Below are 11,220 nucleotides of genomic sequence, written 5' to 3'. Positions count from 1 at the left end.
GGCGGCGCTGTGCGGCGCCGCCGCGCCCCAGGTCAGAGCGGCCGGATGTTGGCGGCCTGGAGGCCCTTCGGCCCCTTCTCGACGTCGAACTCGACCTTCTGGTTCTCCTCCAGGGTGCGGAAGCCGGACGACGCGATCGCGCTGAAGTGCGCGAAGACGTCCTCGCCCCCGTCGTCGGGAGCGATGAAGCCGAAGCCCTTGTCGGCGTTGAACCACTTGACGGTGCCGGTAGCCATGATGGTGTCTCCCTCGGTCGTGCGCGCCGCGACGGCGTGCGGGTGGTGTCGCGCGCACATCGACCTGGGGACGAACGTAAGCCTCGAGGACGAGGTCAGGATCCGGTCCGAGGCCGTGACGTCATGCAACAGGTTCGACGCTACCACCGCGGCGCCGGTCCGGCGGGGTGTCAGCGGCGGCCGCGTCCGGGGCGCAGGCGTACGAGGCGCGCCGTGCTGCTGTCGTCCATCTCCGCCACGGCGTCGCGCGACTTCACGAAGTCGGAGAACGAGCGGTAGCCGAGCGCCTTCTCGTTGAACGACGGGTCCATCCGCTTCATCTGGCTCTTGACCGCGGAGCTGTGCAGCCAGTCCGCGTCGTCCTTCTCGTGCCCGAGGCGCAGCGCGCGCTCGAGCAGCCGAGTCGCCCCCTCCTGCGCGTCCTCCGGCTCCGGCTCGCCCACGTCGTCGGCGCCCGGCTCGGCGAACACCGGCACCGTCGACCGTGCCGGGGCCTTGCGGGCCGCCTTCTTGGCGGGGGAGGCGGCGCTCTCCTCGTCGGCCGTCGCGGCCTCCGAGGGGGCAGGCTGGGTGCTCTTGGCGGTGCGCTTGCGCGTCGCCTTCGCCGGCTTCTCCGTCGCCGCCGATGCCGGGGGAGGGGGCTCGACGCCGGGCAGCGCGTCGTACGTGACCATCTCGTCGCAGGCCGCGGCCAGCGACTTGCTCGTCGACCCGGCGACGCCCACGCCGACGACGTACCGGCCGAGCCGCTTGCACCGCTGCGCGAGCGCGATGTAGTCGGAGTCGCCGGCCACGATCACGACGTGCGTGAGGTCGGGCAGACGGAACATGTCCTCGACCGCGTCCACCGCCAGCCGGATGTCGGCGCCGTTCTTGCCGTACGCGGCCGCAGGGAAGAGCTGCACCAGGTCGACGGCGCGGCTGACGAGCTGGCCGCGGTACTCCGCGTTCACCGGAGCCGACCAGTCGGCGTACGCCCGCGTGAGGACCAGCGTGCCGAAGGACGAGGCGAAGTCGATGATCGCCCCGACGTCGACCGTCGCGCGGGCGAGCTTCTCGATGACCTCGTCGTCGGCGGTGTGCTCCGCCGTCGAGAAGGCGCGCGCCTTGTCGCGCTGGAACTGGTTGCGCCCGTTCACCTGGTCGTACCGCGAGATCACGATGTTGTCGAAGTCGAGGTAGACGGCCACGCGAGTGTCGCCGGGTTCAGCCATGACTGCCTTTCTGACGAGTGCGTCTCGTGGACAGTCTGCCGGACGAGGGCGGGCGACGGGCGGTGAGAGGATCGGGGCATGAGCGAGATCAAGGTCGGGGTGCTGGGCGCGCGCGGGCGCATGGGGTCGGAGTCGGTGCGGGCGATCGAGGCCGCCGAGGGGCTGTCGCTGGTCGCGGCGATCGACCACGATGACCCGATCGAGCAGCTGCTCGACGCGGGCGCCGACGTCGTCGTGGACTTCACCAGCCCGTCGGTCGTGATGGACAACCTGCGCTTCTGCCTCGCGAACGGGATCCACGCCGTCGTCGGGACGTCGGGGTTCGACGACGCCCGCATCGCGGAGGTGCGCGAGCTCGCGAGCGCCTCGCCGGACGTCGGTGTGCTGATCGTCCCGAACTTCTCGATCGGCGCCGTGCTGATGATGCGGTTCGCCCAGATCGCCGCGCCGTACTACGAGTCCGTCGAGGTCGTCGAGCTCCACCACCCGGACAAGGTCGACGCGCCGTCCGGAACCGCGACGCGCACCGCGGAGCTGATCGCCGAGGCCCGTGCGGCCGCCGGCACCGGCCCGGTGCCCGACGCGACCACGTCGGACCCCCTCGGGGCGCGCGGGGCGGTCGTCGAGGGGATCCACGTGCACGCCGTCCGTGCGCGCGGCCTGGTCGCGCACCAGGAGGTGCTGTTCGGCGACGTGGGGGAGACGCTGACGATCCGCCACGACTCGGTGCACCGGGAGTCGTTCATGCCCGGTGTCGTCGCCGGGGTCCGGGGCGTGGGCGCGCGGCCGGGCGTGACCGTCGGGCTCGACGCGGTGCTCGGTCTGGAGTGATCGGCAGTTACTGCACGAGCTTCATCGACACGAGCTCGGTGAAGCCCGCGCGACGGGCGAAGCGCACCTTGCGACGCTTGTACACCGTGAAGCCGAGCTTGGAGTAGACGGCGAGCGCGGGGGCGTTGGTGTCCTTGATGTCCTCAAGCACGTACTCCTGGTACCCGGGGAGCGCCAGCAGCCGGCGGAGCAGCGCGGTCGCGACACCGCGGCCCTGGTACGCCGGCTCGGTGGCGACGAACCCGATCTCGGCGAGGCCGGGCCGGGCGTCGGCGGAGCGACGCATGAACCATCGGCGGACCACCACGTAGCAGAGCGACCCGCGCACCAGCCCGAGGTGGCGACGGATCTCCTGCCAGCGGGGGGCGAACAGCGTCTGGTCGCCCTCGGTGAGCGAGGCGAGCCCGGCGGGCTCCCCGCCCACGAGCGCGACGAAGAACCGGTCCGGGATCAGCATGTGCTCGAAAGCGTCCGCCAGCTTGTCCGTGTCGCGCGAGAACGCGACGAAGTCCGCCGCGAAGCTGCGCGCGTACACCTCGGCGATGGCGCGGCGGAGTCGCTCGTCTCCCCGCCGGACCACGACGTCCGTCTCGACCATCCCGCCCGCTCCGCTCGTCGCGCACCCGTACGCGTCCGAACCCTAGCCGCTCAGAGGAGCCGTACGAGGGCGGCCGCGAGCGCCGCGGCGCCGACCACCACGAGGAACGGCGCGCGCACGAGGAGCAGCACCACCGCGACGCCGAGGCCGACGAGCCGGGCGTCGACCACGAGCGCCTGCCCGTCGGCGAACACCTGGACCGCGACCAGGGCACCCAGGAGCCCGACCGGGATCAGCGCCGCCACCCGCACGGTCAGGGGGTGCTCCAGGACGCGGTCGGGCACCGACAGCCCTGCCAGCTTGAGTCCGTAGCACGCGACGGACGCGGCGATCACCGCCCACCAGATCACGGCGTGCCCTCCTCGCGGTGCTCGGCGTGGTGAGGTGGATGGTGGTGATGCGTGTCCTCTGGGTGCTCGAGCTCCTCGGTGATCTCCGCCTCGCTGGTCCGGCGGGTCAGCCAGAGGCCCGCGAGGACCGCGACCGCGCCGCCGACGATGATCGGTGCGCCCGCCGGTGTGAGCGGCACCGTGCCGATCGCCACGAGTGCGCCGATGACGGCGACCAGACGCTGCTGTGGCCACGCGGTGAGGCGTGGCCACAGCAGCGCGAGGAACGCCGCGCCGACCGCCGCGTCGAGACCGTACGTCCGTGGGTCGCCGAGCGCGTTGCCGGCGAGGGCGCCGACGAACGTCATGAGGTTCCAGAGGACGAAGATGGAGGTCCCCGTGACGTAGAACCCGATCCGTGCGTGCCGGTCGCTCTCGCGCGCGACGCCCATCGCCGTCGACTCGTCGATCACCAGCTGGGCGGCGACCAGGCGGCGCCACCCGTGGACGCGCAGGCGGGGGGCCAGCCCGAGGCCGTAGAACATGTTGCGGCTGCCGAGGAGCACGGCCGTGACCCCGCCGGTCAACGGGTTGCCGCCCGCGGCGACGACCCCGGCGAAGGCGAACTGCGACGCGCCGCTGAACATCAGGAGCGACAGGACGCAGGTCTGCAGGACGGTCAGCCCGGACGCGGTGCCGATCGCGCCGAACGAGATGCCGTACGCGCCGGTGGCGAGCCCGACCCCGAGGGAGTCGACGACGACGCTGCGGTCGGTGGGCGCCGTCGCCTCAGGCGACATGCTGGGCGTGCCAGTCGAGGAGCGGGGTGAGCGTGCGCCAGTCGTCGGCGACCCTCGTCGCGAGCCCGGGGGTGCTCATCCAGGCGGGTGTGCCGTACCAGCGCATCAGGGACAGCGTGTTGTGGCGCAGCAGCTCGATCCGGCGGTGGTCGGCCGACCAGCCGCGAGGCTGCGTCTTGACCTTGTCCCCGCGCAGCTCGTAGCCGTCGGCGACCAGGGAGTCGATCAGCCGCTGGAGCGCGGCGCCCTTGCGGCCGTCGTCGACGGCCTGGCGGAACCGGTGCTTGCGCTCGGCGCTGGCGTCGTACCAGCCCGCGCCGACGCGGATCCCCGACGCGTCGATCTGGACGTAGTAGCCCGTCGCCGGCGAGGTCGCCACGAACGCGCCCTGGTGGGTCTTGTACGGGGTCTTGTCGGCGCTGAAGCGCACGTCGCGGTAGGGCCGGAACACCTTCGCCGGACCGAACTCGTCCGCGAGCGCGGCGGTCAGCGCGAGCATCGGCCGGCGCACCAGCGTCTCGTAGTCGTCCTTGTGCGCCGCCCAGAACGTCCGCGAGTTGTCGTTCTCGAGGTCCTCGTAGAAGTCGGCCGCAGCCACGGTGAAGCCGACGGGCCCGTGATCGGTCTCAGCCATCGTCGCCCCCGAGCGTCGTGTGGAGTCTCACCTGCTTGAGCCGTACGGAGCCGTCGCCGACCGGATCGACCTCGCGGTGAGCCCCGTCGGGCGCCCAGCCGGTGCTCTGCACGAACTGCCTCAGCGCGTCGTCGCGCGCGTCGAGCCACATCGTCGCGCGGGTGAACCGGTCGGCGCGCAGCGTGTCCGCGGCTGCCTGCAGCAGCCGTGATCCGTGGCCCGCCCGCCGGTGCTCGCGCGAGACGGTGAGCTCGCTGACCTCGCCGTCGGCGACGGGGTCGGCGTCGTCGTCGGCGGACGGACCGGTGACGGCGAACCCGCGGACGGTGCTGTGCTCCAGCGCGACGAGCACGCGGTTGCGCGCGTCGCCGGGCCGCTCGAGCGAGGCGGTCCACTTGGCGGCGAACAGCTCGGGCACGATCTGAGCGATCAGTTCGGGCGGGAGGAGGTCGGCGTAGCGCTCGCGCCACGCCGTCGCCTGGAGCGTCGCGATGGCGTCGGCGTCGGCGCTCCACGCGACCCGGACGCTGGTGTCGGCAGTGGTCACCTGCTCGATTCTGTCAGGTAGGTGTCGTAGCGTGATCAGGTGCGCGCCTACCTCGACCTCGTCCAGCGGATCCTCGACGACGGCGTCCGGAAGGACGACCGGACGGGCACCGGCACGCTGAGCGTGTTCGGTCACCAGATGCGGTTCGACCTGCGCGAGGGATTCCCGCTCGTCACCACCAAGAAGGTCCACGTCCGGTCGGTGGTCGCCGAGCTCCTGTGGTTCATCGCGGGCAGCACCAACACGGCCTACCTCAAGGAGAACGGCGTCTCGATCTGGGACGAGTGGGCCGACGACCAGGGCGAGCTGGGCCCGATCTACGGCTACCAGTGGCGGTCCTGGCCGACCCCCGACGGGCGGCACGTCGACCAGCTGCAGGGCGTCATCGACGCGATCGCGCGCGACCCCGACTCGCGCCGCCACCTGGTGAGCGCCTGGAACGTCGCCGACCTGCCCGACATGGCACTGGCGCCGTGCCACACGATGTTCCAGTTCTACGTCGCGCCAGGCGTCGACGGAGGCCCGGGGCGCTTGTCGTGCCAGCTCTACCAGCGCTCGGGCGACGTGTTCCTCGGCGTCCCGTTCAACATCGCCTCGTACGCCCTGCTGACCCACATGGTGGCGCAGGTCGCGGGCCTGGAGGTCGGCGACTTCGTGCACACGCTGGGCGACGCGCACCTCTACGTGAACCACCTCGACCAGGCGCGCGAGCAGCTGTCGCGCGAGCCGCGCGCTCTGCCGCAGCTCGAGCTGGACCCCGGCGTGACCTCGATCGACGGCTTCACGCTCGACTCGGTCAAGATCACCGGCTACGACCCCCACCCGGGCATCAAGGCCCCGATCGCCGTATGACCCAGCGCACCACGCAGCGCCTGCTGGACGACGAGGAGCAGGCGCCGGGCGGTCACCGGGCCCGCATCACGCTCGTCGCCGCCGTCGGGACCAACGGCGTGATCGGCCGCGACGGCGGCCTGCCCTGGCCGCCGACAGGCGACCTCAAGCAGTTCAAGGCGTTGACGACCGGCCACGTCCTGGTGATGGGGCGCAAGACGTGGGACTCGATCGGCCGCCCGTTGCCCCACCGCACCTCCGTCGTGGTGACGCGCCGCACGGGGTGGAAGGGGCCGGACGAGGTCGTCGTCAGCAACGACGTCGACGGCGCGCTCGACCTTGCCTCCGAGCTCGACGCCGAGGTGTTCGTGATCGGCGGGGAGCAGATCTACGCCCAGACCCTCGGGCGGGCCGACCGGATGGTCCTCACCCACGTCGACGCGGCGCCGGAGGGCGATGCGTGGTTCCCCGAGGTGGACTGGTCGCAGTGGCGCGAGGTCGACGCGGTCCCGTACGACGGCTACCGCGTCGTCACCTACGAGCGGGTCCGTCGGCTCAGGTGACCAGGACGAGCTGACGCGACTGGGCGACGAGGTTGCCGCTCGCGTCCCACAGCTCCATGTCCTCCTCGTGGTAGCCGTCGACGAGGTGCCGCGTGCTCACCCGGCCCGCGACCCACTCCGAGGTCGGCACGCGGTGGAAGTGGATCGTCAGCTGGACCGTGACGTCGCTCGCCTCTGCCAGCTCGGCCACCGCAGGCGGGTACGCGTCGACCAGGAACGCCAGGGCGTACAGGTCGATCGGCCGACCGTCGGTGAAGCGGACCCAGTACTCCCCGATGGGGTCGCCGCTGGGCAGACCTCCGGCCCAGGCCGGGGGATCGACGAAGCGGTACTCGACGCGCTCGGCGACCGTCGCCGAGGCGAAGGCCGGCGCGGGGGTGAACGGCGGGCAGGCCTCGGGCCGGGGCAGGTCAGGTGCGCGGCCGAGCTCGACGCTGGGTCCCTCCGTCGCCGCCCGGTCGGTGAAGCTCGCGACCAGGTGGGTGACCGGCCCTCCGGACTGGGCGAGCGTCGACGCGTACGTCGCGATCCGGCGCCCGCGCCGCAGCTGGTCGGTGGTGATCGTCGCCTCGCCCACGACCGCGGGCTTGAAGTACGTCGCTGCCGCGACGAGCGGGTCGGGGTACGCGGCGTCGGCACCCACCGCCCTCAGCATCGTCGCGAGCACGTAGCCCCCGTTCGGAGTGGCGTTCGGCGTGTGCCACCGATCGGTCAGGGTCGCCAGTCTCGTACGGGACGGTGACTCCGAGGGGGGATCGGACGCGGGTCGGGAGGCGGTGTCGCGGTCGAACGCGGAGGGACTGCTCACGCCGCGCAGTCTAGGGAAGGCCTGGTGTGACCTAGATCACATGAGACAGATCGCGATCGGCTGTAACACCCGGGTGGCCCTGGACGATCTCATGTGTGTCCCGGTCCTGTCCGGGCCCCCGAGCGGACAGGATCGGGACCTTCCATGTCCGGACGCGGTCGGTCCGACGGACGGATATGTCGCATTCGACCGGCGGAACTCCAGCGGCGCCCAGGCGGTAGCGTGGTGCCCATGACCTCACCGCTCGCCACACCCTCGGCCCCGTTCGGCCGGGTGCTGACCGCCATGGTGACGCCGTTCACCCCGGACGGCGCCCTCGACCTCGACGCCGCGGCCAAGCTGGCGGCGCACCTCGTCGACGAAGGCTCCGACGGCCTCGTCGTGAGCGGCACCACGGGTGAGTCCCCGACGACCAACCCTGAGGAGGACGGGCGCCTCCTCGCCGCCGTGCTCGAGGCCGTGGGCGACCGCGCCTCCGTCGTCGCCGGTGTCGGCAACAACGACACGCAGGCCTCCGCCCGTCTCGCCCGCCAGGCCGCCGCCGAGGGCGCGCACGGCATGCTCCTCGTCTCGCCGTACTACAACAAGCCCCCGCAGGCCGGGCTCGTCCGCCACTTCACGACCGTCGCCGACGCCGGCGGTGGCGTGCCCGTGATGCTGTACGACATCCCGGGTCGCGCGATCGTCCGCATCTCGCCCGAGACGTACGCGGAGGTGGCCCGGCACGAGGCCATCGTCGCGGTGAAGGACGCCGTCGGCGACCTCGCCGGAGGCGCCGCGGTCATGCGTGACACCGGCCTCGCGCTCTACTCGGGCGACGACGCGCTCAACCTCGCGTGGCTCGTCACGGGCGCCGCGGGCGTCGTGTCGGTCGTCAGCCACGTCGCCGCCGCGCAGTACGCCTCGATGGTGCGCGCGGTCGACGACGGACGCCTCAAGGACGCGCGCGCGATCAACGAGGAGCTGCTCGACGTCGTCGCCGCGATCATGTCACCGACCTCCCAGGGAGCGATCATGTCGAAGGCAGCGATGCAGCTGCTCGGCGTGATCGACAACCGGACCACGCGTTCGCCCTACGTGGACGCGACCGACGAGCAGGTGGCGGAGCTGGCACGTGTGCTGCGCGACGCCTCCCTGCTGAAGGACTGATTCATGAGCCATCCGCACCCCGAGCTCGGCGCACCGCCGGAGCTTCCCGCCGACGGCCTGCGCGTGATCGCGCTCGGTGGCCTCGGCGAGATCGGTCGCAACATGACCGTGTTCGAGCACGCCGGCAAGCTCCTCGTCGTGGACTGCGGCGTCCTCTTCCCCGAGGACCACCAGCCCGGCGTCGACCTGATCCTTCCCGACTTCGCGCCGATCCGGGACCGGCTCGACGACATCGTCGCGATCGTCCTCACCCACGGTCACGAGGACCACATCGGCGGCGTCCCGTACCTGCTGCGCGAGCGGGGCGACATCCCGCTCGTCGGCTCCCGGCTGACCCTTGCGCTGGTCGACTCCAAGCTGCGCGAGCACCGGCTCAAGGACGTGCCGAAGTACGTGGTGGCCGAGGACGACACGCTGACGCTCGCGCCGTTCGACCTCGAGTTCGTCGCCGTGAACCACTCGATCCCGGACGCGCTGGCGGTCGCCATCCGCACCGAGGCCGGCCTGGTGATCCACACCGGCGACTTCAAGATGGACCAGCTGCCGCTCGACGGCCGCATCACCGACCTCCGGGCGTTCGCGCGCCTGGGCGAGGCCGGGGTCGACCTGTTCCTCACCGACTCCACCAACGCCGACGTCCCCGGCTTCACGACCACCGAGCGCGACATCTCGCCGGTGCTCGACCGGGTCTTCGCGCAGAGCCAGCAGCGCATCATCACCGCCTGCTTCGCCTCGCACGTGCACCGCGTCCAGCAGATCCTCGACGCTGCGGTCAAGCACGGCCGCAAGGTCGCGTACATCGGGCGCTCGATGATCCGCAACATGCAGATCGCCCGCGAGCTCGGCTACCTCCACGTGCCCGACGGCGTGATCGTCGACGGGCGCAAGATCTCCGACTACCGCCCCGAGGAGCTCGTGCTCGTCTCGACGGGGTCGCAGGGCGAGCCGATGGCGGCGCTGTCGCGCATCGCGGCCAACTCGCACGACTCGGTCCGCATCGAGCCCGGCGACACCGTCGTGCTCGCGAGCTCGCTGATCCCGGGCAACGAGAACGCCGTCTACCGCGTGATCGACGGGCTCATCCGGCTCGGCGCCCGCGTGGTGCACAAGGGCAACGCGCTGGTCCACGTCTCCGGCCACGCTTCGGCCGGCGAGCTCCTCTACTGCTACAACATCGTCAAGCCGAGCAACGTGATGCCGGTGCACGGCGAGATGCGCCACCTGCACGCCAACGCCGCGCTCGCGCGGGCGACCGGGGTGGAGCACGACCGCGTCGTGATCGCCGAGGACGGCTTCGTCGTGGACCTCGTGGACGGTCGCGCGCGCGTGACCGGCAAGGTCGACTGCGGCTACGTCTACGTCGACGGCTCGTCGGTCGGCGACATCACCGAGTCCGAGCTCAAGGACCGCCGGATCCTCGGCGAGGAAGGCTTCGTCTCGGTCATCGTGGTCATCGACTCCACGACCGGCAAGGTGGTCAGCGGCCCCGAGATCCAGGCCCGCGGCTTCGCCGAGGACGACTCGATCTTCACCGAGATCGTCCCGCGCATCGAGCAGGCGCTCGCGGACGCGGTCAGCGACGGGACGTACGACACGCACCAGCTCCAGCAGGTCATCCGCCGGACGGTCGGCCGCTGGGTCTCGGGCGCGCACCGGCGGCGCCCGATGATCGTGCCGGTCGTCCTGGAGGCCTGAGCCTCACCGGTCACGCCCGTCTGCCGCTGCGATGTCAGCGCGCAGGCGGGCGTTCTCGTCCTCCAGCGAGAGCACCATCGTCACGCCCGCGATGTTGAGCCCCGAGGCGAGGAGGGCGACGATCCGGCGGAGGCGGACGACGTCGTCCTCGCTGTAGCGGCGCGTGCCGCCGCTGGTGCGCTGCGGCGTCAGCAGTCCCTCGCGCTCGTAGACGCGCAGGTTCTGCACCGCCGTGCCTGCCAGCTCGGCCGCCACCGAGATCGCATAGACCGCGTGTGCCGGCCCTCGCGTCACCATCTCGCTCGTCACCTCTTGCATCCCTGTGTCGCCTGCGCTATATAAAAACTGTAGCAGCAAATAGAGGTCATGCGACAGCATGACGAGGTTCTGTGGAGGTGATGGCCATGCTCATGCGCACCGACCCGTTCCGTGAGATCGACCGTCTGACCCAGCAGGTCTTCGGGACTGCCGCCCGGCCGGCCGCGATGCCGATGGACGCCTGGCGGGAGGGCGACGCCTTCGTGGTCGAGCTCGACCTTCCCGGCGTCGACCCGGGCTCGATCGACATCGACGTGGAGCGCAACGTCCTGACCGTCCGGGCGGACCGTCCGGCTCGCGAAGGCGTCGCGGAGCTGATCGCGGCGGAGCGCCCGCGGGGTGTGTTCAGCCGGCAGCTGATCCTCGGCGACACGCTGGACACCGATGCCGTCCAGGCGCGCTACACCGACGGCGTCCTGCGCGTGACGATCCCCGTGTCGGAGCGGGCGAAGCCGCGCAAGGTCGAGATCCAGCACGGCGAGGGCAGCAACCGCGCGATCAGCGCATGAGGCCGTAGGACCGTTCGGGACCCGGGGCGCGTACGCCGTCGCCCCGGGTCCCGGCGCGTCTCACACGGCTCGGCGGGAGGCTGTGCGTGAACGGTTACGCCTGCGGCACCGCAGAGGAACCGAGGGGGAAACACCGCGTCCCTAGCGTCAGGCGCACG

The 11,220-nt window shown here is 71.6% G+C and carries 15 protein-coding genes; 6 read left to right on the top strand and 9 right to left on the bottom strand.

What is annotated here, in order from left to right:
- Positions 1–32: 32 nt before the first annotated feature.
- Both ACQSSQ_RS18845 and ACQSSQ_RS18840 read right to left on the bottom strand, forming a co-directional pair.
- A complete protein-coding gene (locus ACQSSQ_RS18845) occupies positions 33–236 on the bottom strand; it encodes a cold-shock protein (RefSeq protein ID WP_431328661.1) in 204 nt (67 codons plus the stop codon).
- Between the two features lie 170 nt (positions 237–406).
- Positions 407–1,450, bottom strand: coding sequence for an NYN domain-containing protein (locus tag ACQSSQ_RS18840; RefSeq protein ID WP_431328660.1), 1,044 nt, complete (start codon positions 1,448–1,450; stop codon positions 407–409).
- A 78-nt stretch (positions 1,451–1,528) separates the two neighbouring features.
- Here ACQSSQ_RS18840 and dapB point away from each other — a divergent pair, with 78 nt between their 5' ends.
- Positions 1,529–2,281 carry a 4-hydroxy-tetrahydrodipicolinate reductase gene (gene dapB / locus ACQSSQ_RS18835; RefSeq protein ID WP_431328659.1) on the top strand — a complete coding sequence of 251 codons (753 nt, stop codon included), beginning with the start codon at positions 1,529–1,531 and terminating at the stop codon, positions 2,279–2,281.
- A 7-nt stretch (positions 2,282–2,288) separates the two neighbouring features.
- Here the strand turns inward: dapB and ACQSSQ_RS18830 are convergent, their stop codons facing one another.
- From ACQSSQ_RS18830 to ACQSSQ_RS18810, 5 genes are read right to left on the bottom strand one after another with little or no spacing between them, the layout of a single operon-like run.
- Positions 2,289–2,879: a GNAT family N-acetyltransferase gene (locus ACQSSQ_RS18830; protein WP_431328658.1), complete on the bottom strand. Its 591-nt coding sequence runs from the start codon at positions 2,877–2,879 to the stop codon at positions 2,289–2,291.
- 50 nt (positions 2,880–2,929) lie between these two features.
- A complete protein-coding gene (locus ACQSSQ_RS18825) occupies positions 2,930–3,229 on the bottom strand; it encodes an AzlD domain-containing protein (RefSeq protein ID WP_431328657.1) in 300 nt (99 codons plus the stop codon).
- Positions 3,226–4,008, bottom strand: coding sequence for an AzlC family ABC transporter permease (locus ACQSSQ_RS18820; protein WP_431328656.1), 783 nt, complete (start codon positions 4,006–4,008; stop codon positions 3,226–3,228). The genes ACQSSQ_RS18825 and ACQSSQ_RS18820 overlap by 4 nt, the downstream gene beginning before the upstream one ends.
- Positions 3,998–4,642 carry a DUF2461 domain-containing protein gene (locus ACQSSQ_RS18815; protein ID WP_431328655.1) on the bottom strand — a complete coding sequence of 215 codons (645 nt, stop codon included), beginning with the start codon at positions 4,640–4,642 and terminating at the stop codon, positions 3,998–4,000. Before ACQSSQ_RS18815 ends, ACQSSQ_RS18820 begins: the two co-directional genes overlap by 11 nt.
- Entirely contained in the window at positions 4,635–5,189 is a 555-nt protein-coding gene (locus ACQSSQ_RS18810) for a GNAT family N-acetyltransferase (protein WP_431328654.1), read from the bottom strand. The genes ACQSSQ_RS18815 and ACQSSQ_RS18810 overlap by 8 nt, the downstream gene beginning before the upstream one ends.
- 39 nt (positions 5,190–5,228) lie before the next feature.
- On the opposite strand from ACQSSQ_RS18810, the gene ACQSSQ_RS18805 reads away from it, so the two are divergent.
- Both ACQSSQ_RS18805 and ACQSSQ_RS18800 read left to right on the top strand, forming a co-directional pair.
- Positions 5,229–6,041: a thymidylate synthase gene (locus ACQSSQ_RS18805; protein ID WP_431328653.1), complete on the top strand. Its 813-nt coding sequence runs from the start codon at positions 5,229–5,231 to the stop codon at positions 6,039–6,041.
- Positions 6,038–6,583, top strand: a complete 546-nt coding sequence (locus ACQSSQ_RS18800; RefSeq protein WP_431328652.1) for a dihydrofolate reductase — start codon at positions 6,038–6,040, stop codon at positions 6,581–6,583. Before ACQSSQ_RS18805 ends, ACQSSQ_RS18800 begins: the two co-directional genes overlap by 4 nt.
- Here the strand turns inward: ACQSSQ_RS18800 and ACQSSQ_RS18795 are convergent.
- Positions 6,576–7,391, bottom strand: coding sequence for a thioesterase family protein (locus tag ACQSSQ_RS18795; RefSeq protein WP_431328651.1), 816 nt, complete (start codon positions 7,389–7,391; stop codon positions 6,576–6,578). The genes ACQSSQ_RS18800 and ACQSSQ_RS18795 overlap by 8 nt on opposite strands.
- Positions 7,392–7,622: 231 nt before the next feature.
- Between ACQSSQ_RS18795 and dapA the strand changes: the two genes are divergently transcribed.
- Positions 7,623–8,540, top strand: coding sequence for a 4-hydroxy-tetrahydrodipicolinate synthase (gene dapA / locus ACQSSQ_RS18790; RefSeq protein ID WP_431328650.1), 918 nt, complete (start codon positions 7,623–7,625; stop codon positions 8,538–8,540).
- A 3-nt stretch (positions 8,541–8,543) separates the two neighbouring features.
- Positions 8,544–10,235: a ribonuclease J gene (locus ACQSSQ_RS18785; protein WP_431328649.1), complete on the top strand. Its 1,692-nt coding sequence runs from the start codon at positions 8,544–8,546 to the stop codon at positions 10,233–10,235.
- 3 nt (positions 10,236–10,238) lie between these two features.
- Here the strand turns inward: ACQSSQ_RS18785 and ACQSSQ_RS18780 are convergent, their stop codons facing one another.
- Entirely contained in the window at positions 10,239–10,544 is a 306-nt protein-coding gene (locus ACQSSQ_RS18780; RefSeq protein ID WP_431328648.1) for a MerR family transcriptional regulator, read from the bottom strand.
- A gap of 95 nt (positions 10,545–10,639) precedes the next feature.
- On the opposite strand from ACQSSQ_RS18780, the gene ACQSSQ_RS18775 reads away from it, so the two are divergent.
- Complete coding sequence (locus tag ACQSSQ_RS18775; protein WP_431328647.1) at positions 10,640–11,062, top strand: Hsp20/alpha crystallin family protein; 423 nt, start codon at positions 10,640–10,642, stop codon at positions 11,060–11,062.
- Positions 11,063–11,220 lie beyond the last annotated feature (158 nt).

Source organism: Mumia spirodelae (assembly GCF_050632745.1).
In the GTDB taxonomy this organism is placed as follows: domain Bacteria; phylum Actinomycetota; class Actinomycetes; order Propionibacteriales; family Nocardioidaceae; genus Mumia.
The sequence above is the reverse complement of the archived record's forward strand: the minus strand, read 5'-3'. Positions and strand labels throughout refer to the sequence as shown.

Excerpts from the sequence above, each read along its gene's own strand:
- ACQSSQ_RS18845 (WP_431328661.1), bottom strand. The coding sequence starts at position 236 with ATGGCTACCGGCACCGTCAAGTGGTTCAACGCCGACAAGGGCTTCGGC.
- ACQSSQ_RS18840 (WP_431328660.1), bottom strand. The coding sequence starts at position 1,450 with ATGGCTGAACCCGGCGACACTCGCGTGGCCGTCTACCTCGACTTCGAC.
- dapB (WP_431328659.1), top strand. The coding sequence starts at position 1,529 with ATGAGCGAGATCAAGGTCGGGGTGCTGGGCGCGCGCGGGCGCATGGGG.
- ACQSSQ_RS18830 (WP_431328658.1), bottom strand. The coding sequence starts at position 2,879 with ATGGTCGAGACGGACGTCGTGGTCCGGCGGGGAGACGAGCGACTCCGC.
- ACQSSQ_RS18820 (WP_431328656.1), bottom strand. The coding sequence starts at position 4,008 with ATGTCGCCTGAGGCGACGGCGCCCACCGACCGCAGCGTCGTCGTCGAC.
- ACQSSQ_RS18815 (WP_431328655.1), bottom strand. The coding sequence starts at position 4,642 with ATGGCTGAGACCGATCACGGGCCCGTCGGCTTCACCGTGGCTGCGGCC.
- ACQSSQ_RS18800 (WP_431328652.1), top strand. The coding sequence starts at position 6,038 with ATGACCCAGCGCACCACGCAGCGCCTGCTGGACGACGAGGAGCAGGCG.
- dapA (WP_431328650.1), top strand. The coding sequence starts at position 7,623 with ATGACCTCACCGCTCGCCACACCCTCGGCCCCGTTCGGCCGGGTGCTG.
- ACQSSQ_RS18785 (WP_431328649.1), top strand. The coding sequence starts at position 8,544 with ATGAGCCATCCGCACCCCGAGCTCGGCGCACCGCCGGAGCTTCCCGCC.
- ACQSSQ_RS18775 (WP_431328647.1), top strand. The coding sequence starts at position 10,640 with ATGCTCATGCGCACCGACCCGTTCCGTGAGATCGACCGTCTGACCCAG.